This is a genomic window from Comamonas aquatica, assembly GCF_018064205.1.
Taxonomy (GTDB): domain Bacteria; phylum Pseudomonadota; class Gammaproteobacteria; order Burkholderiales; family Burkholderiaceae_C; genus Comamonas; species Comamonas aquatica.
Genome location: NZ_CP072916.1, coordinates 1156520 through 1181068 on the forward strand (window position 1 = coordinate 1156520; position 24549 = coordinate 1181068).

The 24549-nt window shown below is 60.4% G+C and carries 24 protein-coding genes and 2 pseudogenes; 8 read left to right on the forward strand and 18 right to left on the reverse strand.

The features are described from left to right. Positions 1 to 38 precede the first annotated feature (38 nt). On the reverse strand, positions 39 to 1172 hold the full coding sequence (locus KAQ61_RS18730) for an IS3 family transposase (protein WP_338026785.1): 1134 nt from the start codon (positions 1170 to 1172) through the stop codon (positions 39 to 41). Beyond that, positions 1167 to 1922 (reverse strand): annotated as a pseudogene (locus KAQ61_RS18735) (Tar ligand binding domain-containing protein); the annotation flags it as partial. The pseudogene KAQ61_RS18735 and the gene KAQ61_RS18730, both read right to left, overlap by 6 nt. A gap of 238 nt (positions 1923 to 2160) precedes the next feature. Between KAQ61_RS18735 and KAQ61_RS05530 the strand changes: the two are divergent. Next, a complete protein-coding gene (locus KAQ61_RS05530; protein WP_115597225.1) occupies positions 2161 to 3126 on the forward strand; it encodes an IS481 family transposase in 966 nt (321 codons plus the stop codon). 203 nt (positions 3127 to 3329) lie between these two features. On the opposite strand, the gene KAQ61_RS05535 is transcribed toward KAQ61_RS05530, so the two are convergent. The 4 genes from KAQ61_RS05535 to KAQ61_RS05550 form a co-directional block, all read right to left on the reverse strand. Next, complete coding sequence (locus KAQ61_RS05535; protein ID WP_043385176.1) at positions 3330 to 3680, reverse strand: RNA recognition motif domain-containing protein; 351 nt, start codon at positions 3678 to 3680, stop codon at positions 3330 to 3332. A gap of 55 nt (positions 3681 to 3735) precedes the next feature. Continuing rightward, positions 3736 to 4095 (reverse strand): RNA recognition motif domain-containing protein, encoded by a 360-nt coding sequence (locus KAQ61_RS05540; RefSeq protein ID WP_043385276.1) that lies wholly within the window; start codon positions 4093 to 4095, stop codon positions 3736 to 3738. A gap of 109 nt (positions 4096 to 4204) precedes the next feature. Next, positions 4205 to 4441, reverse strand: a complete 237-nt coding sequence (locus KAQ61_RS05545) for a hypothetical protein (protein ID WP_154162662.1) — start codon at positions 4439 to 4441, stop codon at positions 4205 to 4207. Positions 4442 to 4831: 390 nt separating this feature from the next. Further along, complete coding sequence (locus KAQ61_RS05550; RefSeq protein ID WP_210930724.1) at positions 4832 to 4978, reverse strand: hypothetical protein; 147 nt, start codon at positions 4976 to 4978, stop codon at positions 4832 to 4834. 415 nt (positions 4979 to 5393) lie between these two features. On the opposite strand from KAQ61_RS05550, the gene KAQ61_RS05555 reads away from it, so the two are divergent. From KAQ61_RS05555 to KAQ61_RS05580, 6 genes are all read left to right on the forward strand, one after another. Beyond that, the gene (locus KAQ61_RS05555) at positions 5394 to 5786 is read left to right on the forward strand and encodes a hypothetical protein (RefSeq protein WP_210930725.1); all 393 of its coding nucleotides are present in this window, start codon (positions 5394 to 5396) and stop codon (positions 5784 to 5786) included. A gap of 1591 nt (positions 5787 to 7377) precedes the next feature. Continuing rightward, positions 7378 to 7653 (forward strand): hypothetical protein, encoded by a 276-nt coding sequence (locus KAQ61_RS05560; protein WP_154162676.1) that lies wholly within the window; start codon positions 7378 to 7380, stop codon positions 7651 to 7653. Positions 7654 to 8004: 351 nt separating this feature from the next. Continuing rightward, positions 8005 to 8799 carry an EAL domain-containing protein gene (locus tag KAQ61_RS05565; RefSeq protein ID WP_045266623.1) on the forward strand — a complete coding sequence of 265 codons (795 nt, stop codon included), beginning with the start codon at positions 8005 to 8007 and terminating at the stop codon, positions 8797 to 8799. A gap of 301 nt (positions 8800 to 9100) precedes the next feature. Then, positions 9101 to 9319, forward strand: coding sequence for a hypothetical protein (locus KAQ61_RS05570; RefSeq protein WP_042412566.1), 219 nt, complete (start codon positions 9101 to 9103; stop codon positions 9317 to 9319). Positions 9320 to 9350: 31 nt separating this feature from the next. After that, a complete protein-coding gene (infA, locus tag KAQ61_RS05575; RefSeq protein ID WP_042412569.1) occupies positions 9351 to 9617 on the forward strand; it encodes a translation initiation factor IF-1 in 267 nt (88 codons plus the stop codon). Between the two features lie 48 nt (positions 9618 to 9665). Further along, positions 9666 to 9917 (forward strand): RNA recognition motif domain-containing protein, encoded by a 252-nt coding sequence (locus KAQ61_RS05580; RefSeq protein ID WP_042412572.1) that lies wholly within the window; start codon positions 9666 to 9668, stop codon positions 9915 to 9917. Positions 9918 to 10078: 161 nt separating this feature from the next. On the opposite strand, the pseudogene KAQ61_RS05585 reads toward KAQ61_RS05580, so the two are convergent. Then, positions 10079 to 10381, reverse strand: a pseudogene (locus KAQ61_RS05585) (RNA recognition motif domain-containing protein); the annotation flags it as partial. Between the two features lie 111 nt (positions 10382 to 10492). Beyond that, complete coding sequence (locus tag KAQ61_RS05590; RefSeq protein ID WP_244982987.1) at positions 10493 to 10819, reverse strand: hypothetical protein; 327 nt, start codon at positions 10817 to 10819, stop codon at positions 10493 to 10495. Between the two features lie 393 nt (positions 10820 to 11212). On the opposite strand from KAQ61_RS05590, the gene KAQ61_RS05595 reads away from it, so the two are divergent. Beyond that, on the forward strand, positions 11213 to 12391 hold the full coding sequence (locus tag KAQ61_RS05595) for a GNAT family N-acetyltransferase (protein WP_244982988.1): 1179 nt from the start codon (positions 11213 to 11215) through the stop codon (positions 12389 to 12391). Here KAQ61_RS05595 and KAQ61_RS05600 read toward each other — a convergent pair. The 10 genes from KAQ61_RS05600 to KAQ61_RS05645 form a co-directional block, all read right to left on the reverse strand. Then, complete coding sequence (locus KAQ61_RS05600; RefSeq protein ID WP_244982989.1) at positions 12388 to 13716, reverse strand: GGDEF domain-containing protein; 1329 nt, start codon at positions 13714 to 13716, stop codon at positions 12388 to 12390. The genes KAQ61_RS05595 and KAQ61_RS05600 overlap by 4 nt on opposite strands. A gap of 600 nt (positions 13717 to 14316) precedes the next feature. Continuing rightward, entirely contained in the window at positions 14317 to 15297 is a 981-nt protein-coding gene (locus tag KAQ61_RS05605; protein WP_210930727.1) for a Bug family tripartite tricarboxylate transporter substrate binding protein, read from the reverse strand. 332 nt (positions 15298 to 15629) lie between these two features. Further along, a complete protein-coding gene (locus tag KAQ61_RS05610; protein ID WP_210930728.1) occupies positions 15630 to 16388 on the reverse strand; it encodes an SDR family NAD(P)-dependent oxidoreductase in 759 nt (252 codons plus the stop codon). A 50-nt stretch (positions 16389 to 16438) separates the two neighbouring features. Continuing rightward, positions 16439 to 17140 carry an ABC transporter ATP-binding protein gene (locus KAQ61_RS05615; RefSeq protein ID WP_043378083.1) on the reverse strand — a complete coding sequence of 234 codons (702 nt, stop codon included), beginning with the start codon at positions 17138 to 17140 and terminating at the stop codon, positions 16439 to 16441. A gap of 17 nt (positions 17141 to 17157) precedes the next feature. Next, complete coding sequence (livG, locus tag KAQ61_RS05620; protein ID WP_042412585.1) at positions 17158 to 17928, reverse strand: high-affinity branched-chain amino acid ABC transporter ATP-binding protein LivG; 771 nt, start codon at positions 17926 to 17928, stop codon at positions 17158 to 17160. 41 nt (positions 17929 to 17969) lie between these two features. Further along, complete coding sequence (locus KAQ61_RS05625; protein ID WP_043378079.1) at positions 17970 to 19217, reverse strand: high-affinity branched-chain amino acid ABC transporter permease LivM; 1248 nt, start codon at positions 19215 to 19217, stop codon at positions 17970 to 17972. Next, positions 19217 to 20143: a high-affinity branched-chain amino acid ABC transporter permease LivH gene (livH, locus tag KAQ61_RS05630; RefSeq protein ID WP_042412591.1), complete on the reverse strand. Its 927-nt coding sequence runs from the start codon at positions 20141 to 20143 to the stop codon at positions 19217 to 19219. The genes KAQ61_RS05625 and livH overlap by 1 nt, the downstream gene beginning before the upstream one ends. A gap of 106 nt (positions 20144 to 20249) precedes the next feature. After that, positions 20250 to 21374 carry a branched-chain amino acid ABC transporter substrate-binding protein gene (locus tag KAQ61_RS05635; RefSeq protein ID WP_210930729.1) on the reverse strand — a complete coding sequence of 375 codons (1125 nt, stop codon included), beginning with the start codon at positions 21372 to 21374 and terminating at the stop codon, positions 20250 to 20252. Between the two features lie 248 nt (positions 21375 to 21622). Then, entirely contained in the window at positions 21623 to 22282 is a 660-nt protein-coding gene (locus tag KAQ61_RS05640) for a pseudouridine synthase (protein WP_210930730.1), read from the reverse strand. After that, positions 22279 to 24480, reverse strand: a complete 2202-nt coding sequence (locus tag KAQ61_RS05645; protein ID WP_210930731.1) for a PAS domain-containing hybrid sensor histidine kinase/response regulator — start codon at positions 24478 to 24480, stop codon at positions 22279 to 22281. The genes KAQ61_RS05640 and KAQ61_RS05645 overlap by 4 nt, the downstream gene beginning before the upstream one ends. Positions 24481 to 24549 lie beyond the last annotated feature (69 nt).

Below are 24549 nucleotides of genomic sequence, written 5' to 3' on the forward strand. Positions count from 1 at the left end.
AAGCACAGTGGGCTGCTGCCGGTTCCGTTGACACCGACCTAAGCTTCTTGAGCTTTCTCGAACTGTACGGGACTGAGATAGCCGAGCGTCGAATGCCGGCGCGTCGGGTTGTAGAAGCACTCGATGTAGTCGAACACATCTGAACGGGCCTGCCCTCGTGTGCGGTACACCTTCCTGGCCGTGCGCTCGGTCTTGAGGGAACTGAAGAAGCTCTCCATGGCCGAGTTGTCCCAGACCTCACCAGCCCGGCTCATGCTGCAAGTGATGCCTTGTTCATCCAGCAGCTTCTGGAAGTGCTCGCTGGTGTACTGGCTGCCCTGGTCCGAGTGATGCAACAAGGCCACCGTCTTGCCTCGACGCCACACTGCCATCATCAGCGCATCCACCACGAGCTGCGAGGTCATGCTCTCCTGCATCGACCAGCCCACGATGCGCCGCGAGTACAGGTCCAGCACCGCCGCCACGTACAGCCAGCCCTCGGCTGTCCAGATGTAGGTGAAGTCGGCTACCCACTTCTGGTTCGGGCCATCGGCCCGGAACTGGCGGTCCAGCACGTTGTCGGCCACCGCGCTGCGCGTGCCCCGGTCCTTGGGCAGTCCACGTCGTCGGGGCCTGGCTCGTAGTGCCTGCTCTCGCATGAGTCGCTCGATGCGGTGCAGACCACAGGCTTGACCTTGCTCCAGCACGTCGTGCCACACACGGCGCGCGCCGTAGGTGCTGCGGCCCGCCAGGGAGCGCACCTCGCTGGCCACCACGGCAAAGCCACGGCCTTGTTCGCCCGCGCGGGCGGCTTCCACGGCCGCGTTCAGTGCCAGGATGTTGGTCTGGAAGGCGATGCTGTCGATGACACTGATGATGTCGCCAATCTTGCGGCTGGATTCGTTGATGCCTTTCATGGTTTCAACGACTTGGCCCACGACCTCGCCACCTTGCGTGGCGACCTGGCTGGCATTGACGGCCAACTGGTTGGCCTGGCGGGCGGCTTCGGAATTTTGCTTGACCGTAGAGTCAAGTTCTTCCATGGAGGCTGCGGTTTCTTCCAGGGCACTGGCCTGGCTTTCGGTGCGTGCCGAGAGGTCGTTGTTGCCCTGGGCGATCTCAGAGCTGGCCATGGCCACGCCTTCTGCACCCTGGCGCACGCTGGACACGACTTTGACCAGGCTGTCGCGCATGGCCACCAGGGTATGCAGCAAGCGCGCCAATTCATCCTTGCCAGTGATGGACACCTGCCCACTCAGGTCGCCCGCTTCAATGGCGCGGGACAGGTCCTCGGCCTGTTTCAAAGAGCGCATCAGCCCGGTAATGAGGAAGTAACCTACGCTGACGGCAAACAGCAGGCCCAGCACGATGGACGCCGCGGCATAGGTGCGCACCGAGGCGTAGTCCTGCACTGCACCCGCGTATTCCGACTTGGCCACATCGAGCTGCAGTTGGATCAGCGCATCGATTTGTTCTTTGGCCGGTGCATACAACGCCGGCAGGACGTTGTTGGACAGTTGCTGGCCTTCCTGCATATTGGCGGAGCGCAACGCGGCGACGGCGGGCTTGAGGCCTTCACGGACATACTTGCCGCGGGCTTCGGCAAATTTTTTGGCAATCGCTGCCTCATCTGCCGTGAGGTAGGTGGCCATGTATTCGTCCCAGATCTTGGTGATCTGGCCAATGTTGGCCTCGACCGCAGCGGTGTTTTTGCCGACCACCTCTGGGCTGGCATCCAGCGTTGCAGCGGTGACCAAATAGGCATTGGTCATCATCAGGCTTTGGATCTGCCCCAGCTTGCCCAGCGCTACGGTGCGATCTTCGTAGACCGTTTGGAGCCCGTCATTGCTGTCTGCCATGCCGCGCAGGCCCAGCAGACCAACGCCCAGAAGCAGCATCGACATGACGCCCACCAACAAGATTAATCGCGTCGAAATTTTCATTTTTGAGCCTCTTACACACAAAGGTGTATTTTCTGAAAACTAGGCAAGGCTAGGTGTCGGGTCCCGGACGATTGGCTGCTTAAAAACAAGCGTCCGTTGCTGCATGGCCGAGAGGTACTGCAAGCAGTTCTGGCAACATGGCAATCCCGTGCCAAGGAGTTGCCATGCTGATGCTGCATGGCCGAGAGGTACTGCAAGCAGTTCTGGCAACATGGCAATCCCGTGCCAAGGAGTTGCCATGCTGATCAGCCTTCATAAGAACGCTACGACCACACCTGCCACCCGTTTGGCATTGCAGCAAGCCAGTGGTACTGATCGAGAGTTGGCGCAGCAATACGGCATTGGCATAGGGACCGTGCGTAAGTGGCGGGGCAGAACCACGGTGCATGACGCCAGCCACACGGCCCACCGCCTGCAAACGACTCTCAATGCAGGGCAGGAAGAGCTGGTTATTTATCTGCGCAGCCAGCTGCGGCTACCTCTGGATGACTTATTGGCGGTGGTGCGAGAGTTCATTGAGCCTGCCATGAGCCGCTCGGCGCTGGATCGCTTGCTGCGCAGACGAGGCCACTCCAGATTGCCCGTACAGCCCAAGCCTGAGGGCGAGCACAAACCCTTCAAGGCGTATGAGCCTGGCTATGTACATGTAGATGTGAAGTACCTGCCCCAGATGCACGATGAGGACAAGCGCCGCTATGTTTTTGTTGCCATCGATCGAGCTACACGCTGGGTGTTCATTGATATCAAGCAGCACAAGACGGCAGCATCCGCCAAAGCCTTCTTGGCTGCCGTACGCAAAGCTGCAGCGTTCAAGATCCACACCATCCTCACCGACAACGGCAAAGAGTTCACAGACCGATTGTTTGGAAGCCGCACACGTCAGCCCTCAGGCGAGCACGAATTCGACCAGTTATGCCAAGCATTGGGGATAGAGCATCGGCTGACCAAGCCAAAGACGCCACAAACCAACGGCATGGTTGAGCGCTTCAATGGCCGCCTGAGCCAGGTGCTGCGCTCGCATCACTTCAACAGCGCAGAGGATTTGGAGAAGACACTGCACAGGTTTGTCTGGCTGTACAACCACCACTTGCCACAAAAGGCACTGGGGCATGAAGCCCCAGTCCAAGCACTCAAAAAATGGAAGATGAAAGCACCTGATTTATTCGTCAAGAACGTGCGTAATCATCCGGGACCTGACAGCTAGGCTCCAGACATTGGTTTTTTTGAATTTTTTTGCCCGGCGAACAAGCAGGCCAGGGGGCGCAGTTCGCCAGGTGCAGGTGCTGTGCACTGTGGTTTTGCCATCCTTGGGTGGTTGCACATGCCTAAAGTGGACGGCATGCGTTGCATTTGCCCATAAAAAAACCGGCCCCTAAGGGTCGGTTTTGTGGGCAAAGCCTGGGGGGCTTAGTAACGGCCGCCGCCGAAGCCACCGTTGCCGTAGCCAACGTCTTTGCGTGTGCTGGAGGTGTAGCCTTTATCGCGGTAGCCGCCCGAGCTGCGGCCTTCTTCACGAGGACGAGCCATGTTCACGACGATGGAGCGGCCATCGACAGAGCGGCCATTGAGGCCGCTGATGGCGGCTTGAGCGACTTCTTCGGAAACCATTTCCACAAAGCCAAATCCTTTGGAGCGGCCAGTATCGCGGTCCATCATGATCTTGGCGGAGGAGACACCACCGTATTCTGCAAAGTTGCTTTCCAGAATCGAATCGGTCACGGTGTAGGGCAGGTTGCCCACATAAATTTTGCTGCTCATGGGGAGCCTTTCTAGGAACGCGGCAGGGACTTTTAAAGCGAAGTGCCTGGAGGGCTTAGTAGCGGTTGCCACCGCCGTAGCCGCCGCCATTGCCACCGTAGCCACCGCCGTTACCGCCGCGATAGCCGCCACCACCGCTGTTGCTGCGATAGGAGCCACCGCCTTCTTCACGAGGACGGGCCACGTTGACGGTCAGGTTACGGCCGCCCATGGGCTGTTCGTGCATGCCTTCGATGGCAGCTTGTGCTTCATCGGCAGTGGACATTTCGACAAAGCCGAAGCCCTTGGAGCGATCGGAGCCGCGCTCCATCATGACCTGGGCGGAGATCACGTTGCCGAATTCGGCAAATTGTTGTTGCAGGTCGTTGTCACGAACGGAGTAAGAAAGATTGCCGACGTACAGTTTGGTTGTCATGGTGTAACTCAGTGAAGTTGGGGGTGATTCCGGCATGTGCAGGAATCAAAAAAGGTGCAAAGCACCCGCGTGGGGGTGGACTTTTGGGTGTGCGAGGAAGACCTGCTGGTTAGGCGGGGAGGCCAGGCAGTTGCAAGTAGCTTTTGCCTTGCTCAATGGCATAGCCGATGGCTGCAGCAGAGGTAACAAACAGGGGGATAAAACGAAATACCCTGTCGTGTGAGCAAGAGCCTTTGCCGCTGCGAATGGAAAGCTTCGCGGTGTAAGAGCCGCTGGAGTTCAGTTCGGCGGTAGGCGTGAGCGCGTATCGACCGATGACTTGGGATTGGGAGGGAGTGAGGTTCAAGAGCAACGCTCTGCGTCAAGCAGTCGCGTAAAAAAAGGGCTCAAAAGCAAGCCGCTTATACGTTTTGGGATACGTAAAAATCGAGCCAAGCTAGCTACAGTCAGCCTGGCTATTTTTCCAACGACAACCAGAAGTCATTGGAAGTAAAAAAATGAAAATCGTCTGGGGCGATGTTGGTTTCGCTTGGGTGCGAAACACTTGTGCTGGTTGCACATGCACTGTTGCATGTCAGCAAACTGATGGCCACTATAACAGCACTTTCGCAAAAGTGCTTTGATTATTTTTTTCTGGTGCTCGGCAAATTCGCTGCGCCCTGCATTTGGGGAGCGATAAATTGCCGGCAGCTTTAAAAATTCCAAGCCGATTGCAAGGCTAATGCCTTGGTCTTTGCTACTTGCTTTCAGGCAGCGCTTCAGGAGAGGCATCAGCCGTTGCACCTTCAGACGCGGAGGCTTTGCGGTTGGCCTTTTCGGCCTTTTTCTTCTTCTTTTCGAGCTCTCGTTGACGTTTTTCGAACTGGTAATTGGGTTTGGGCACTAGGTGATCCTTGGTGGTTGATGCTGCCCACCATACCCCATGTAGTGATCCTGCGCAGTTCTGCCGCACGAATGGCAGCCAAACACTTGCCTACTGCCCAGGAAATGGGACTGTCGTTTGCTGCTGCAGTGAGTGTTTGCGCGCGTGGCCATGGCCGCTGTGGATCGCGCTGCCGAGCCAGCCTTGCGCCGGTGCTGGGCACCAACTGAGACCAGCCACAAATCTGTGTGCATGGCAATGAATTCGTGTGTCCTCATGCCATGTAGAGCCTCTGTGGCTTGGCCAGCCGTTCGGGGGGTAAGATGGTTTGGCCAAGGCAGTAGGAACCCATACCAATCTTTGCCTGGCGCAAGTTAGGCATAGTCTTGGTGTGTGGATGTTGTATCACCTGAATCGTTTTTTAATGGGTTTAAAAATGAGCGATGAAATTGATACCGACATGATCGAAGAGTCGTTGATCGTTATCGATCGGGCTTGTACAGAGTTCAAGAAAAGTGTGTTGTTGCGAGCCACCAGAGAGAGGGATTGGCAAGCTCGACATAAAGCTGACAACGTCGTTGTGAGCTTTGATGCCGTCAGATACGCAGGACATAGGCGCACAAAGGATCTGATGCTTGTAGAGCTCAATGAGCTCGGTCAGAAGCTGGAGCAAACCATAGGATGGTCGTGTGTCAACAGGCCGTTTGACGCAGCAGCGTATGAGCAGGCCCTTGAAACTGTGATGCTGGCACAAGGCGCCGTCTACTCTGCTTTAGGGATCTTTCAGCCCTGCCACAAACTTTTCCCGAGCATGGGACTTAGAACCTAGGTTTCATCACCACAAAAAGCACCTCAGGGTGCTTTTTTTGTGCCTGCGTGGGCGGCTGTTTTATGGAGAAATGCCGGCATTCAATTCAGTTGGCTTGTGTGCTCTTGTGCGGCGCTGTGTCTTGCCTTTTAGGCTATCACGCCATATTCACACAAATTTTGCTAAGTTATTGTTATTGATTGGAAATATGAGGGTTCAATTCCCTTTGTCATACACACTGCTACGCATTCCGCCGGAGACTGAAAACCGCAGCGTGTGGCGGTTCTCTTGGCTTGTAGTCATGAGCGTGCCAGTCATGCCCCTTGTCAAGGCGCAGCTTTGTCTTGGGCTGCTGATGCCCCCTCTCGGATGAACTGGCCCAGGGGCCGCAAGACCATCTCCACGGCGTCATGCACCAACTGTTGGGCGGCGTACCAGGGGGCGCCTGCGTGACCTGTGCATACAGCTGGCGCCTGGAGTACAGGCGCGCCGCAGCTGTTGCAGCGCCGGATGGGGGGCTCAGGCCATGCCCCACAAAAGTCCAGCGTGTTGGTGTTGTGCGGCCTGGGTGATCATCAAAATATCAATAAAAATTGCCTCTAGCTCTTATATATAAAGCGCTAGCAGCTATCAAACTTAAATCATTGGTTTGCAGTTGCAAACAGCGCAGATGGGCCGAGCACGGCGCCTTGCCGGCGGCACCGGTCTGGGCGGTTCGTTAGGCGCTTGGGCGGCGGGCCTGGGCTTCGGTGATCTCCCCCCATGCTGCGGGCGGGCCCCAGCGTGGGGGACAAGCTGCGGCCTGGCTGACTTTGACTATGTGCGCACTTGGGCGGATGGAAGCCGCGGGACATTGCGCAGGCACTCACCGAGCGCGCCAAAGCCGCGCCAGTGTTCCGCAGTCTTTGCTGGGGCATGGCCAGGGCGGGCACAGCCTGCGCCGCCGATGGGTGCGCTGGAGTGTCACATTGCGTCAATTGCTTTGGTGAAGTGGCGACGACAGTCCCTGCATTACGGCAGCCCCTACGTTGTTCGCTGGTATGGCTGAGTGCGCCGAGCGTAACAGGGGTGTGAGGGTTTGGGCATCCACTGCTGGGCATGCCCCATCGCTGGCGCTGTGGGCGCGCGGGAACAGCCGAATGTCTGGTCTGTAGTCCGTCGAGCGCGGTGAGAGCGGCTGTGTCTGCCAGCATGTGCAGACCCTGTGTATGCTGTCACCATCTGCCGCAATCGGGTAGGCGATATACACAGCCGCTTCCAGTGGGCTTGCGCGCAATTCCCCTATCAATCCTTCGAGTGCTTGCAACCGACTGGCCTCATCGGAGGCTAATGGCAGACGACCTGCACCAATATGACGCAATGCCCCTTGTGCTGGCGTTAGTTGCAACCGTATCTGCTGACCCAGCAAGGTCGTGTCGCGCGCTGCGCGCTGCCCAGCATCTAGCACCAAGCGTTGGGTGGTGGCCGCCCAACCGAGGCCGATCAGCAAGATTGCCACCAGCCCCATACAAGCCATCGTCAATACGGCAATGTGCACACGAATGCGGAACTGCCGGGTGAATCGTACAGGGTGGTGCATCAGGCAGGCTTTCCGCAGGTTGGGGCACCCGCGATGAGCAATCAGTTTAATTGGGCAACATCTGACAAAACCTGCGCTTTAAATGCCCGTGTTGTGAAACCACCTCATGATTGGAATGCTGGTTTGCAAGTGGAGATTGCCTCCTTTGGCGTGCCAAAGCCAATTAGGGAAATTTTCAAAGTGAAGCAGCACTATGGCATGACTGGATGTGAATCCATGCGGCCTTTAAGACCCGGCGGATTTATGCTGCGCGCACAGTCTCAGGCGCTAATCCCGAAACAAGTGGGTGAAGCGACCAGAGCTTTATAGATCGTGCACAGCCAGCGGATAGCTTTCAGCCAGCAAAGGTGCGGCTTCGTCATGCATTTTTAGTGCACACGCAACCGTAATCTGATCCAGCTTGAAGGCATGGGCCTAGCATCCTATCCCGCAGCTGGATTGGTGGCGTGGCGTCGCCCCGGCAAGAAGCGGGCTTGCCGTTGTGGGCTGTGTAGGTTCCGCTGTCGTCGCTATTTCTTGAGCGGTGGATGGCTGTTGCAATCAGTGTGCAACCCAGCAGTTTTTCTGAAGTTTTGCAGCAGGCACAGCCATACGCACAAACGATGCGGGCGTTGCCAGACCCACGACAGGCACAGGAGCTGGGTGCGATAACATCTGCCGATGCTTCTTCAACCCAAGTCTTCGTTACCGCCCTGTAAAGGCTGTCATGACCGTCCCCCGCTGGACCTGGCATTCAGTATGGCCTTTCAACCGATCGTGGACGTGCGTGATCGAACCGTTTTTGCTTACGAGGCCCTGGTGCGTGGGCTGGATGGCAGCGGCGCGGGGCAGATTCTGAGTCAGGTGAATGCGGACAACCGTTACCAGTTCGATCAGGCCTGCCGCGTCAAGGCTGTGAGTTTGGCAGCGCGCCTGGGTGTGCCCTGCCATGTCAGCATCAATTTTTTGCCGAACGCCGTATACGAGCCTGCAGCCTGCATTCGCACCACCTTGGAAGCGGCGCAGCAGCACCAGTTTCCAACCAGCCACCTTATTTTTGAAATCACCGAGAACGAGCGAGTGGTCGACAAAGACCACCTCAAGCGCATCATGCAGGAGTACCGCCGGCGCGGCTTCAAGACGGCAATCGATGATTTCGGTGCGGGGTACGCCGGCCTCAACCTGCTTGCTGAGTTCCAGCCCGACATCATCAAGCTGGACATGGAGTTGGTGCGCCAGATCGACACCAACCCTGTTCGTCGTGCCATCGTCCAAGGCATTCTGGGCGTGTGCCAGGCACTGTCGATCGAAGTGATTGCGGAAGGTGTGGAGACCGATGCCGAGTACCACACGTTGCGCGCGATGGGGGTGCATTACTTCCAGGGCTATCTGTTTGCCAAACCAGCCTTTGAGCAGTTGCCTGTTGTGACGTGGCCTGCTGGCTGCGAGCTGTCTGAAACTGGCGCAGGCATATAGGCCTGAATGCCGCAGCGCGGTCGGTCGTGTGTGCCGCGCGCTGCGCGACTTGGCATATACTGGTCTCGCGCGCTAAATTTGTTCTTCGCCCCTCTAGCGCACGTCTGACACCTCCGTAGCCCCTTGGCCGTTGGTAGTTCCCTTCTTTGAGAAGCGTGCGACTGTCACTCTCCCTTTCCGGCGAATCTCTGCAGATCTCTTCTTCGTTCGATCTGCCCAGCCCCTGATCTACCAGGGTCCGCTGTCTCCCTATTTACTCGATGGACATTGCCCACAAGCAGGGCGTGCCCGTCCGTATGCCATGCTGCAAAAACCTATCAAAGAGCAGGTGGGCAACTACGTTGTTACACCCTTCAGTCACCTCGACGCATCCGGCCAGTTTGCTGCATCGGTATCTATCCGACGCGGTGTCTATGACCGTGTCTTCCGATTCATTCCGCAGTTCACCAGCGAGAGCCTGGCCAACAGCTATGCGCTCGATCAGGCACGCACGATGCTGCTGGCCAACGCACTGAACTAAACCTGTTTATCGCCACTCATCTGGAGGCACCTTGGCAAAAGAAGAACTCATTGAAATGCAAGGTCGGGTGGAAGAAGTTCTGCCCGATACGCGCTTTCGCGTAAAGCTGGACAACGGGCACGAACTGATTGCCTATTCGGGCGGCAAGATGCGCAAGCATCGGATTCGCGTCTTGGCGGGCGACAAGGTCACTGTCGAGATGTCGCCCTACGACCTGAACAAAGGGCGGGTGACCTTCCGCCACATCGAGACGCGGATGAACGCGACCCCCGGTGGTCCCAAGCGTCGTCCCCGTTGATTTTTGGGCTGTCCTGGCACAAAGGTCCGTCCTTCTTGAAAGTACCCTATGCAAAACAAACTCTACATCAGTAACTTGGCCTTCTCGATCGACAGCGATGCACTGCGCAAGCTGTTGACCAACTATGGCGTGGTGCTGTCATCCCAGGTCATCTTGCAGCGTGACACTGGCCGCTCGCGCGGTTTTGCCTTTGTGGAGATGTCCACGGAAGAAGAGGCGCAAGCCGCAGTGCAGGGCTTGAATGGTCAGCCCACCGAGGGGCGCGCGCTGAGCGTGGCGATTGCTCGCGATCGCAGCTAAAGCACCTTTAGCTACAAGCGCAGCCCCCTGCGGATGAAAGTCCGCAGGGGGTTTTCTTTGGGCATTTGATGCTTGTCGGCTGCCAACAAAAAGCCCCTGTCAGCAAGTGCTGGCAGGGGCCTTGAGACCTAGAGCCTCAAGAGCTTTTAGTAGCGGTTATTGCCACCGCGGTAACCGACACCGCCGTTGTTGCTGCGGTAGCCGCCGCCGGATTCTTCGCGGGGGCGTGCAACGTTGACGAGCATGTTGCGGCCATTCAGAGGTTGGTCATGCAGGCCTTGGATGGCAGCTTGCGCTTCTTGCTCGGTCGACATTTCAACAAAGCCAAAACCCTTGGAACGGTCGGAATCGCGCTCCATCATGACCTTGGCAGAGGTCACATTACCGAATTCGGCAAATTGTTGCTCCAGATCGTGGTCGCGAACGTTGTAAGAAAGATTGCCTACGTACAGTTTGGTTGTCATGGTGTAACTCTATGAAGTTGCGGTGATCCTGGGAGATGTCCAGGGATCAAAGGGTGCAAAGCGCCCGGGTACGGGTTGGCCTTTGGGTGTGGAGCGCCGCAAGCTCGGTTGTCAGTCGGGCAGGCCGGGCAGGTGCAAATAGCTTTTGCCTTGCTCAATGGCATAGCGGATGGCGGCAGCAGGAGATTGAAACAGGGGAATGAAGCGAAACACCCGGTCGTGTGAGCAAGAGCCTTTGCCGCTGCGAATGGAAAGCGTTGCTGTGTAGGAGCCGCTGGCGGTCATTGCGGCGGTAGGCGTGAGTGCGTAGCGGCCGATGACTTGAGAGATAGCAGGAGAGTGGATCAAGAGAGACGCGTTGGGATTAGGCAGACGCGCGAATAACAGGCTAAAAAGCAAGCCGCTTATACGTTTTGGGGTGCGGAAAGTAGGATCCAAGCTGCAGCGGCATGCTTGGTCATTTCTCAATGACAACCAGAAGTCATTGAAAACAATGAGTTGAAAATCGTCTGGTGCGATGTGGGTTGCGCTTGGGGCGCTGCACTTTGGTGTGCTGTATATGTTGTTGCGTTGCAGCAAATTGGCCGCAACTATAACAGCATTCGGTGCAAAGGCATGGCCTTTCTTGTGTAGGGTCGCAATGCCCTCAGGGCTCAGGTGTCTGGGTGATGTCAAGCCTCCGTTGCTGCAAACGGGCACGCTGGCGTGTGGAAACTCGTAGTGCACTATGGCTTGCGCGGAGGTTCGCCATGCAATGCTGTGTGCGAAAGCTATGCCCAGAGACGTGCGCGGCCCTGCAAATCACGCAGCATCTGTGGGATAGGTGAGCCTGTGCCAGACTACGGCATGACTCAAAAAGGGCGGTATACGGCGAGCTGGGTGGATGCGCTTGGCCATGTCGAAGAAGACGCGTGGCAGGTACTGGCCGGTGGCCATCCATTCACCAGCTACGCATTTCTTCAACTGCTGGAAACAACGGGCTGTGTCGGCGCAAAGACCGGGTGGCATGTCCGCCACTTGCTGCTGCACGAGGAGGGCGTCTTGGTGGCAGCAGCCCCCAGCTATTTCAAGACCCACTCCCGTGGGGAGTTTGTGTTTGACCAGGCCTGGGCCCAGGCGTTTGAGGCGCATGGTCTGTCCTATTACCCCAAGCTGGTGGTGGCCGTTCCGTTTACGCCCGTCCAAGGTCCCAGGCTATTGGCCAAGGATGAGGCGGCGCGCCGTGCTTTGGCGCACGAGCTGGCGGCGGCGTGCGACGTCGTGCATGCCTCTTCGGCGCATGTGCTGTTCACCGCGCCGCAGGACCGGGCAGCCCTGGTTGAGGCCGGCTTCATGCTGCGCGAAAACGTGCAGTTCCATTGGCGGAACGACGGCTACACATGCACGGAAGACTTCCTGGCCCGACTCTCCCAGGGCAAGCGCAAGAAGCTGCGGCAAGACACCCGGTATGTGACCAGTGCCGGAATCACTTACCGGTGGTTGGAGGGCGCACAGCTGCAGCGGGAGCACCTGGAGTTCTTCTACGCCTGCTATGTCAATACCTATACCGAGCATTGGTCACAGCCCTATCTGAGCCTGGAGTTCTTTCTCCGGGCCCATGCGGAGCGTGTGTTGGACTTGGTGCTGATCCTGGCGGAACGTGACGGGGCACCGGTGGCGGTGGCGCTGAATGTGCGTGCGGGCAAGACCCTGTATGGGCGCCACTGGGGCACGACGGAGTTCGTCAAGGGCCTGCACTTCGAGACTTGCTATATGCAATCGATTGCCTACTGCATTCAGCACGGCCTTGAATTTTTTGAGGGAGGGGCCCAGGGCGAACACAAGATGGCCCGCGGGCTGTTGCCGGTGAAGATGTTTTCGGCCCACTGGGTGGCTGACCGCCGGTTTGCCGCGGCCATCGACCACTTCCTGCAGCGGGAGACGGTGGCTGTTGACGGCTATGTCGATGAGTTGCAGCGCGCCAACCCGTTCAAGGTGGATGCAAAAAGCAGGGGGGGCGGGGGCGCCTAGGGCGTGGCCGCTGCCACTTGATTGCGCCCGCTGCGCTTGGCTTGGTACAGGGCGCGGTCGGCCAGGTCGACCAGCGCGGTGGTCGATGCCGTCAAGGCTGTACCGCTGGCGCAGGCGACGCCAATGCTGATGGTGATGCGCACCAGGCCGGTGTTTTCGTTGCCCAGTGACATGTTTTCCACCTGCTGTCGGATGAATTCCGCCAGCTTGGCGGCTGAGGGCAGATCGGTGTCTGGCAGCAAGACCGCAAACTCTTCGCCGCCATAACGTGCGACCAGGCTGCCGGTGCGCTGGATGCGGTGCGCCAAGATGCTGGCAAGGCGCTTGAGCACCTCATCCCCAAAGGGGTGGCCGTGCGTGTCGTTGAGGCGCTTGAAGTGGTCCACATCCAGCATCAGCAGCGACAGTGGAGTTTTGGAGCGGTGCGCGCGCTGCCACTCGGACTCCAGCACTTCATCGAAGCGGCGGCGGTTGGCCAGGCCGGTCAGCGCGTCCTTGATCGCCAGCGACTCCAGGTGCTGGGTGAGCTGCTTCAAGGCTTCCTGCTGTTGCCGGGATTCCGTCACATCGACATGGGAGAGAAAGTTGCTGCCATTGGTCTGGGTGCCACGCAGTTCCACCACGCGCACCCAGCGGTTGTTGGGCAGGGCCAGCACGTAGGGCGCGCCAGAAAAGCGCTGGCGTTCCTGGAGCAGGTCCAGGCTGGCCACGTACTCCGCCGTGGGGACTTCGTGCTGCCAGGCCAGGGTATAGAGTTCTGCAAACTCGCGCAGCTTCAGCGCATCGGTGCTGGGCAGTCCATACAGTTCCAGAAATGCGTGGTTGGCCCAGATGGCGCGGCCGATCTCATCCACCATCAAGATGCCATCTGCCAGGCTTTCCAGCGCCATGACCGTGTCGGGAGCGATTTGTGCAGGCAGCGGCTTGGTGTGGGGGTTGATGCGGTCCGGCATGCCGGTGAGCAGCGGTGCCGTTTTGCGCCACAGCCGGACGCGACCGTAAGCGCCCAACGGCAAGGAGGCGACACGCACGCGGTAGTCGTGGTGGTCAAACTCAAACGCACGCAGTTGGTTGCGGTGCCGCTGCACGCCTTCCTCGATGTAGCGATCGATCAACGGCAGCTCTTCGGCCGAGAGCCTTTGCAGATAGAAACGCCGCAGGTTCGCGCGGTAGTCTTCCCCGACATGGACGTGGCCAGCATGCTCTGGAAAGAACTGCAGAAAGGTGTCGTTCCAAACGAGTGCCTTGTCCTCTGCATCAAAAATGCAGATGGCCACCTCCAGCTGGTCGAGGGCTACTGCTATTGGTTTGAGGATTGAGATCAAGTGGTGCTATCCAAAAAGCTGTCTGAGTCTAGCTTGTAAGTTTTTTGTAACGACCCATGCTAAACCCGTGTAACACCCGCTATCCGCGGGTGCTGCCATCGCCATGCGCGTACGCGTCGGACGGGGCCTTTGCCTGGGTAGGTGTGCGCTGACGGCAGCCTGTCCACAGGATAGGCATCAAAAGTGGTACTGGCGCTCATGAAGAAAGCGCGGGCAGCTATGGAAGTTGATAGCACGAACGCGCAAGAGCAGACGCTGTACGGTGTGCAGCGGGCACGGGGAGGTGAGGCGCCACAAGTCGCGTGCGCGTCACCAAACATTACAAATTACCTGCGATGCAGCATTCGGGCGAATGCTGGCTCCATCGACGGCCCTGGGCGGCTTGGTGGCAACGGGCTGCTCCAGCTGATGCAGGGTGGTGTGTGGTCGGTGCGTGGGCCAGCACTCATTACGTCGGTCCCACACCGTGGGCGGCACACGCTTGTTTTGGGTGTGGCGGGGTGGGCGGCAGTGCCTGCCACAAAAAAGCCCAACCGGCAGGTTGGGCTTGGTGGGTTGCGATCCGGGCTGGACCAGGGAGCACGGCAATGGCAGCGTGGATTATTGGATGGTGGCGCCCGAGGCTTCCACCACGGCCTTGGAGTTGGCGAAGTCTGCGCGGTACATCTTGTCAAACTCGGCAATGCTCATGGCCTTGGGCTCGGCACCTTGGGCCAGGATGGCTTCCTGGGTTTCGGGTTTGGCCAGCAGCTTGTTGACTTCGGCATTCATCTTGGCCGTGATGTCGGCCGGTGTGCCAGCTGGCATGAACAGGCCGTACCAGGTGCTGACATCAAAGCCCTTCATGCCCTGTTCCTGCATGGTGGGCACATCGGGCAGCGACGTGGACCGCTTGGCCGAGGTCACGGCCAGCGGGCGCAGCTTGCCGGCCTTGATCTGTGCGATGGCCGAAGGGATGGAGGAGACCAGCAGATCCACGTTGCCGGCAATCGCATCCATCAGCGCGGGGTTCGAGCCCTTGTAGGGCACGTGGGTCAGCTGCACGCCCGCTGCCTTTTCGAACATGTGGCCGGCAATGTGGATGCTGGTGCCGTTGCCGGGCGAGCCGTAGGTGATCTTGGCGGGCGAGGCCTTGGCGGCGGCCACCACGTCGGCAATGCTCTTGTAGGGCGAATTCACGCTGGTGGCGATGATGACCGGGGTGTAGGCAATGTGGGCCACCGGCGTCAGGTCCTTGGTGGGGTTCCAGGGCAGGTTCTTGTACAGGTAGGGGCCCAGGATCAGGTTGTCCTTTTGGCCCATGACCATTTCATAGCCTGTGGCAGGGGCCTTGGCCGCCTCGGAGATGCCGATGGTGCCGCCGGCGCCGGCCTTGTTCTCGGGAACAATGGTCCACTTGGTGGCTTCGGTCAGCTTGTTGGCGATCACGCGCGACAGGATGTCTGTACCGCCGCCGGGGGGGAAGGGGATGACCAGCCGGATGGGTTTGCCGGGGTATTGGTCTGCTGATTGTGCGAGCACGGGGGCGGCAGCGCCTGCGGCCAACGCCAGGGTCGTGCAGGTAATCAGTGTGCGGTACATGAAGGTCTCCAAAAAACTCAGACATCAAAACTGCGGCTGGAGGCGCAAAGCACAGCGAGCCAGCCGCTTTCAAGCAGATTTGTGGGCCGTTGGATGGCACGGGGGTGCAGGCCATCAGGCATGGAGTACCGGGTGAGCGCCTGTTTGCACGTAGCCTGCAGGGGTGGCCTGCAGATTGATCACTGGCTGCAGACACCGATCAGATGGTGCAGCACTGTGTGGCCCACGTAGCGCAAACAGGTTCTTGGGATAGCCGAATGTTAGCGCTGGAATCCTTCTAAAAAGACGGATCCTGCAAAAAATGCATGCTGTTGGTGCATCAAGGCCGGTGCTCAGGGGTTGCGCACATCGGCCAGCACCGGATTGCCGAAGTCGGCACGCTCCAGCCAGGCCAGGACCCGCGCACCGGCTTCGTCGGCCGAGGTCAGGGCGCCCGTGCTGTGCAGTTGGGCAAAGCGCTGCACGTCCGGGAAGGCCTGGCTGGAGGCGCTGCGCAACTGGCGTTGCATGTCGGTGTCGATGACGCCAGGGGCCAGGGAGCAGATCTTGGCGCCATTCGGTTTGAGGGCTTCATCCAGCGCCACGGACACTGAGAAGTTGTCCATCCCGGCCTTGGCGGCGCAATAGGTGGCCTGCGAGGCGATGGCGCGGCGGCCCAGGCCGGACGAGATGTTGAGCACCTGGCGTGGAATGTCCCAGCCCTCGGTGGCCTGCAGGAACGCGGCGGTCAGCAGCATCGGGGCTTCCAGGCCCACTCGCAGGGCCTGGGCAATCGCATTCCAGTCGCTGTCTGCCAGCGGGGCGATGGGGGGGATGACCCCTGCGTTGTTGATCAGGACCACGCGGGCGTAGTCGCCGGGTGTTTGCGCGCGGAGCCAGTCTTTCAACTGCTGGGCTGCAGCCTGCGGTGCCGCCAGATCGTGCTGCCATTGCAGCAGCGTGGCGTGGCCTTCGCGGGCCGTGGTGTCCAGGTCTGCGTTGCGGTGGCGCGCAATGCCCACCAGGTGGTGGCCCTGGCGCAGGATCTGCCGGGCCATGGACAGGCCCATGCCGCGCGAGCTGCCTGTCAGGATGTAAAGCTGAGGTTTCATGCGCCGTATCGTAGCGGCTCCATCCGGCGCATGAACCCTCAGAGGGGCGATCAACCGCCCAGGTAGGCTTTGCGCACGGCGTCGTTGCGCAGCAGGTTGGCACCGGTGTCTTCCAGCACCAGCTGCCCGGTTTCCAGCACGTAGCCGCGGTCGGCAATCTGCAGGGCGCGGTTGGCGTTCTGCTCCACCAGGAACACCGTGACACCTTGGCTGCGGATGGTCTGGATGATGTCGAAGATCTGCGCAATGATCAGCGGCGCCAGGCCCAGGGTGGGCTCGTCCATCAACAGCAGACGCGGCTTGGACATCAGCGCACGGCCAATCGCCAGCATCTGTTGCTCGCCACCCGACATCGTGCCTGCGCGCTGTGCCGCACGCTCCTTCAAGCGTGGGAACAGGTGGAACACGTGGTCCATGCCCGCTTCAATGTCGTGCTTGTTCAGGAAGAAGCCCCCCATCTGCAGGTTCTCCGTGACGGTGAGGTCCGGGAAGATGCGCCGCCCCTCGGGGGAGACGGCGATCCCGCGCTGCATGATGTGGTGCGTGGGCAGGCTGGTGATGTCCTCGCCTTCGAAATGGATGGTGCCGCTGGAGGCGCGGGGATTGCCGCATACCGTCATCAGCAGCGAGGTCTTGCCGGCGCCGTTGGAGCCGATCAGGCTCACGATTTCGCCCTTGTTGACATGCAGCGACACCTTGTTGACGGCGCAAATCGAGCCGTAATGCGTGCTGATGCTGTCCAGCTCCAGCATCGGTGGATGTGTGCTCATCATGCCTCTCCCAGGTAGGCCTTGATGACCCGTTCATTGTTTCTGACTTCCTCCGGCGTGCCATGGGCAATCGGCTTGCCGTATTCCATGACGGTGATGCGTTCGGAGACGCCCATGACCAGGCCCATATCGTGCTCGATCAGCAGGATGGCGACGCCGTACTGGTCGCGCAGCTGGCGGATCAGGGCTTGCAGATCGAGCTTTTCCTGGGGGTTCAGGCCGGCGGCGGGTTCGTCCAGCATCAGCACCTTGGGCTCGGTGATCATGCAGCGCGCGATTTCCAGGCGGCGCTGGTGACCATAGGCTAGGTTGCCTGCTTCGCGGTTCGCGAAATCGCGCAGCCCCATGTAGTCCAGCCAGTGCAGGCTGCGCTCGATGGACTCAGCTTCCTGGCGACGGAAGCTGGGGGTGTTGAACAGGCCGGCCAGGACGGAGGCGCGGTTTTTCTGGTGCTGGGCCACCAGCAGGTTTTCCAGCACCGTCATCTTCTTGAACAGCCGTACGTTCTGGAAGGTGCGCACGACGCCCTTGCGGGCGACCGTGTGGCTGCCCAGACCGGCAATGCTGGCGTTCTGCAGCAGGATGCTGCCGCCTGTGGGGTTGTAGAAACCACTGATGCAGTTGAACACCGTGGTCTTGCCGGCCCCGTTGGGACCGATGATGGCGAGAATCTGCTTCTCACCCAATTCGAGGCTGACGCCATCGACCGCAAGCAAGCCGCCAAAGCGCATGCTCAGGTCCTTGACGTCCAACAAATGACTGCTAGGCATGCTGGAGTGTTTTCTTCAAAGAGTGCATGGGATAGATGGGGTCAGGCGCTGCGTTTGGCGGGCACCTTCACATGGTTGCGCGTGACCGGGAACAGTCCCTGGGGGCGCCACACCATCATCAGGATCATGACGAGGCCGAAGATCAGCATGCGGTATTCGGAGAACTCGCGGGCCAGCTCCGGCAGCACGGTGATCAAAATGGCCGCGACAATCACTCCCAGCTGCGATCCCATGCCCCCCAGCACCACGATGGCCAGAATCAGGGCCGACTCGATGAAGGTGAAGGATTCGGGGTTCACGATGCCTTGGCGCGCCGCGAAGAACGCGCCCCCAAAGCCTGCGAACATGGCCCCCAGGGTGAAGGCGGACAACTTGATGTGCATGGGGTTGAGCCCCAGCGAGCGGCAGGCGATCTCATCCTCGCGCAGGGCTTCCCAGGCGCGGCCGATGGGCATGCGGATGAGGCGGCTGGAGATCCACAGCGTCACCACTGCCAGCATCAGTGCCATCAGGTACAGGAAGATGACCATGTGCACGGAGCTGAACTCCCAGCCCATGAACTGGTGGAAGGTGGTGGCGCCTTCGACGCTCGGATTGCGTGTCATTTCCAGACCCAGCACCGTGGGCTTGGGAATGCCGGAAATCCCGTCAGGGCCACCGGTCCAGTCGTTCAGGTTGATCAGCAGCAGGCGGATGATTTCACCAAAGCCCAGCGTCACGATGGCCAGGTAGTCACCGCGCAGTCGCAGCACAGGAAAGCCGAGCACGAAGCCGAACAGGGCCGAGGCGGCACCTGCCAGTGGCAGGGCCTCCCAGAAGCTCCAGCCTGCCCAGTGGAACAGCAGGGCGTAGGTGTAGGCGCCAACGGCATAGAAGCCGACAAAGCCCAGGTCCAGCAGGCCGGCAAAGCCCACCACAATGTTCAGGCCCAGGCCCAGCATGATGTAGATCATCGCCAGGGTGGCGATGTCCACGGCGTTGCGTCCGGCAAAGAAGGGCCAGGACACGGCCATCAGCAAGGCGGCGAACACCAGGGCATTGCGCAGCTTGGGCGTCAGTGCCGGCAGGCTGGGCAGGCGCAGGCCCTGGGTGGCACCGCGCAGGGCGGGTTTGAGCAGTTGCACCACGAACACCAGCACAGCGGCGCCGAGGACGTAGTTCCAGTGCGGCTCCAGCGTCATGCGGCCGCCGACGCGCTGCAGCTGCAAACCGAAGATGGGGGTGACGACCACGGCGGTGATGACGGCTGCCATCAGGGCCGGGCCCAGGTTCAGGAGAAGGCGTTGCATCAGACTTTCTCCACTTCAGGCTTGCCCAGCAGACCTGTGGGGCGGAACAGCAAGATCAGCACCAGCAGGCTGAATGCCACGATGTCCTTGTACTCGGAAGAGATGTAGGCGGCCGCCAGGGTCTCGGCGACGCCCAGGATCACACCACCCAGCATGGCGCCGGGGATGCTGCCGATGCCCCCCAGCACGGCGGCGGTGAAAGCCTTGATGCCAGCAAGAAAACCGATGAAGGGGTTGAGCTTGCCCACCGCCAGGGCAATCAGTACGCCGCCCACGGCCGCCAGCATTGCCCCCAGGATGAAAGTGAACGAAATCACGCGGTTAGTGTTGATGCCCAGCAGGCTGGCCATGTGCATGTCCTGGGAGCAGGCGCGCGAGGCACGGCCCATGCGCGAGTGCTTGATGTACAGGGTCAGGGCAATCATCAGCACGACCGCCACGGCAATGATCAGCACGCGGGTGTAGGGCACGAACACCTCGAATCCGCTGCCCATCTCAAACTGGAAAGCACCAGGCAGCAGCGAAGGCACGGCCATGTCGCGCGCACCCTGGCCCAGGGCGACCCAGTTCTGCAAGAAGATGGACATACCGATCGCGGAGATCAGCGCCACCAGCCGGGGGCTGCTGCGCACCGGCTTGTAGGCCACCTGTTCGACGGCAAAGCCATAGATGCCGGTGATGACCACGGCCACGATGAGCATCAGGCCGATCACCATCCAGATGGGCACGGTGCCCTGGATGCCGACGGCCGACAGGGTCACCAGGCCCACGTAGGCACCGATCATGTAGATGTCCCCGTGGGCGAAATTGATCATGCCGATGATGCCGTAGACCATGGTGTAGCCGATGGCGATCAAGGCGTAGATGGCCCCGAGTGAGAGCCCGTTGAAAAGCTGCTGTAGCAGTTGGGGGAGAAAGTCGTTCATGTGCGCAAAGGCCTAACTAAATTGGAGGGCGCAGCAATACCCGTGTTGAACTGAAAAGCCCACAGGCTTGGTGCAAAGCGCTGTGGGCTTGGTCAGTGGCTACGGATTACTTGGTTGCAGGCGTCTTGCTGCCGTCCTTGTGCCACTGGAAGATCTGGAAGTCGAACGCGTTCAGGTCGCCTTGCTTGTTCCAGGACACAGGGCCGATCACGGTGTTGATGGTCGCCTTGTGCAGGTGGTCTGCCACCTTCTTGGGATCGTCACCCACGGCCTTGATGCTCTCGGCGATCGCCTGCGTTGCCGCATACGCGGTCAGCTGGAACGCGCCGGATGGATTGCGCTTCTTGTCCTGGAATGCCTTCACGATGGCCGCATTCTTGGGGTTGGTGGAGAAGTCAGCAGGCAGGGTCACCAGCATGCCTTCGACGGCATTGCCGGCAATCGCATTGACTTCAGGGTTGCCCACGCCTTCGGGGCCCATCATGCGCACCTTCAGGCCTTGCTCGCTGGCCTGGCGCAGCAGCAGACCCATTTCGGGGTGGTAGCCGCCGTAGTAGACAAAGTCGACGCCCGCGCTCTTGAGCTTGGTGATGATGGCGGAGTAGTCGCTGTCGCCGGCGTTGATGCCTTCAAACAGGGCCACGTTGACCTTGGCCTTTTGCAGTTGGTCGCGCACGGACGAGGCAATGCCCTGGCCATACGACTGCTTGTCGTGCAGCACGGCGACCTTGGTGGGCTTGGCCTTTTCGATGATGAACTTGGCGGCGGAAGGACCTTGTTGGTCGTCGCGACCGATGGTGCGGAAGATGTAGTGGAAGTTCTTGCCTTCGGTCAGCGCGGGCGACGTGGCCGAAGGGGTCACCACCACCACGCCTTCGTTGTCATAGATGGGGGCTGCGGCAATCGCAGCGCCGGAGCAGACGGGGCCGATCATGTAGCCGATCTTGCTGTTGACCACGCGGTTGGCAGCCACAGGGCCTTGCTTGGGTTCGCAGGCATCGTCCACGGTGGTGACTTCGATCTTCTTGCCATTGATGCCGCCGGCCGCGTTGATTTGTTCCACGGCGGTGGAGACGCCTTCCTTCACCATGTCACCGTACTGGGTCAGCGGACCGGTGGTTGGGATCACCATGGCGAACTTGATGTTTTGTGCGTAGGCTTGGCTGGTGACGGCTGCGCCCAGCAGGCTCAGGGTTGCCACGATGGTTTTCAATTGAAACGAAGCACGCATGGTTGTATGTCCTCTTGGTTGGTTTTGCATCCGGCATTTGCATGCCCTTGAGGGATAGCTGCAAATTGCATGCCTGATGCGCGAGGTGCCAAGCTTAAAAATTTGCTAGCAAAAGGCGCAACCGGGTTTGTCTCTATGGCGCTGCGTGCAGAGGGAAAGTTTGCAAATCGCTGCGGAGAATCAAGATTAATGCGCGCGTGGTCGCTTATTTAGAATTTGCTGTTGTGGCATGGGGTAAGCCCGGGTGCTCAAAACGGAGCCGGGCTTTGAACCTGCAACGGACTGCCGGATACCGGGTGCTGGAACTGCAACATGGTCGCGTGCAGCAGCAGTCTGGGGGCCATGGCGACGACGGCCGCAGTGGCGTACAAGGCGTCGCCCAGCATCGGGTGACCCATGTGGGTCATGTGCACCCGCAATTGGTGGGAGCGGCCAGTGATGGGTTCTAGCCACAGCCGGGTGCTGTGCGGGGGAATTCCGCGCTGGTCGGGATGCAACTGGTAGCGGGTCTGGCTGGGCTTGCCGGTCTCTGGACACACGATCTGCAACGGGCGGCGCTCCCAGTCGCACACCAACGGGGCATCCACCATGCCCCAATCCTGTTCGGGCGCAGCGACCTGGCCGAAGACCACGGCGGTATAGCGCTTGTGCACTTCCCGTGCGGCAAATGCCTTGCCCAGGTCGCGTTGCACTGTCTTGGTGCGAGCCAGGATGACCAGACCCGACGTGGACATGTCCAGGCGGTGGACCACCAGGGCATCGGGCCAGTGCTGCAACGCGCGGTGGATCAGGCAGTCCTGCTTGTCCTCGCCGCGGCCTGGAACGCTCAGCAGGCCGGAGGGTTTTTCGAGCACCAGCAGGTGCTCGTCTTCATACAGACAAGAAGGACGGGGCGCAACAACAGTCATCCGGGCTTTTGGTGGAGGAGGCGGTCCACCGTCTCGCACAGTTCGTCCACATCGTTCGGTTTATGAATCAGGGCCAGGGCCCCGGCGTCCAGGGCCTGGGCCTCGATCTCGGCGGTGACATAGCCGGAGGCCAGTGCGACGGGCAGGTCCGGGCGGATGCGCTTGGAGTCCCGCACCAGATCCACCCCGCAATACCCGGGCATGTTGTAGTCGGTCACCAGCAAGTCGTAGGCATGCGGGTTCTGCTCCAGGGCTGCCGTGGCTTCGCGCGGATCCAGGAAGCCCGACACCTGGTAGCCGCGGCGGCGCAGCAGGCGCTGCACCAGCGAGACCAGGGCGTGGTCATCGTCCACATACATCACATGCGGGCGCTCTTGCACGGCGGCGGCAGCGTGGGCCGGGGGAAGCGTGCAGATGTGCGAGGTGGCAAAGCGCGGCGGTGGCACCGTCGGGGTGGAGGCCAGGAGGTTGACCGGGAAGTACAGGGTGAACGCGCTGCCCTGGCCGAGTTTGCTGGTGACGTCCACCGCGCCCCCATGGGTGCGCATCACGCCGTGCACCACTGCCAGACCCAGGCCTGTGCCCTGGCCCACGGGCTTGGTGGTGAAAAAGGGTTCGAAGATGCGTTGCAGGGTCTCGGGCGACATGCCTGGGCCGTCGTCCTGCACCGTGATGGCGATGTAGTCGCCCAGGCTCAGACCCAGCCGTTCGCACAGGCGTTGCTCCGACATGCTGAGCGTGGCCTCCATGCGCACCAGTCCGCGGTTGTCGCCAATTGCGTGCACGGCGTTGGTGGTCAGGTTGAACAGCGCCTGCTCGACCTGGGTCGGGTCGGCCAGCATGTGGGGCAGCTCCGAGGGAGCATCCACCTGCAGCTCGATCGCGGGCGGCAGGGTGACGCGCAGCAGGCGCTCGGTGTCGCGCATCACTTCCGAGGCGCGGACCGCATAGCGCTTGGGGGGCTCGTTGCGGCTGAAGGTCAGGATCTGGCGCACCAGATCGCGGGCCCGGCGGCCGGCTTTCTCGATCTCCAGCAGGCTTTCCATGGCCTGCGGGTTGTGGCTGCAATCGGCCTTGGCCAGCTCCACATTGCCCAGGATGGCCCCCACGATGTTGTTGAAGTCGTGCGCAATCCCACCGGCCATGGTGCCCAGGGCTTGCATCTTGTGCGACTCGCGCAGCTGCAGCTCCAGCTCGCTGCGCTGGGCCTCGGCGCGCTTGCGGCTGGTCAGGTCGCGGGCAAAGACGGTGGTGATCTCGCCGTCGGACAGGCGTTCGAAGGACATGCCCACTTCCACCGGCAAGGTGTTGCCCGTGGCGGTGAGTGCGGTCATCTCGCCCAGCATGGCCTGGGTGGTCAGGGGGGCGAACTCCAGGGCGTGCACAGCGTCCGGCAGGAAGCGCGACAGCTGGCTGCCCAGGGCATCCGTGGCCGGGCACAGGAACAGGGCCGCCGCCGTGGGGTTGAAGACCGTGATGCACTGGTTCTGGTCTACGCAGATGATGGCGTCCAGCGAGCTGTTGATCACCGATTCCAGGCGACGTTCGCTGGCATGCAGCTGGTCGTTGCGCTGCTGCAGTTGCTGGCGCTCGGCCAGCAAGGGCCCCTGGTCCACCAGGGCGCACATGAATTGCGCAATCGTCGGGCCTTCGCGCTGGGGAATTTGGATGCAGGCGATGTGCAGGTCCCCCTGCATCTGCTCGCCGTTGCCCAGGCTGAAGACCACTTCCTGCACTTCGCTGCGCCCGGCTTGGCGCGCCAGCACAAAACCCTCGGCCACGCGGTCGCTGTCGGCGGGGCTGACGAGCGGCATGAAGGAGACAAACAGCCGGTCATGGCCTTCGGCCTGGAAGGCATTGTAGGCCATGGCATTCGCCTGGATGACCATGTCATGCTCATCGAGCACCAGCAGAGGCAGGGGCACGCTGGAGAACAGGGCCTCGAAGCGCTCCGAGGCACTCTCGGCCACGGCCTGGCTGTAATCCAGCACCTTGTTCTGGATTTCCAGCTCGTTCTGGTAGTTGCGCAGCTCGGCGATCAGGGCCGCCAGCGGGTCGTCGCTCAGCGATTCCTCGCTCACCTGCAGCGCCGGCAGCACATCCAGCGCGGCGGGGTCCAGTTCGGGCAGCAAATCCTGGACGGGCGTGGAAGCGTCTGCTTCGCGGGTGATCAGAAAGGAAAGGTCTGGGCGACTCATGGGCGGCAGCACCGGCAGCGGGACGTGGAGGCGCAGTGTAAGCGCCCTCCGTGAAGGGCACGACGGGAA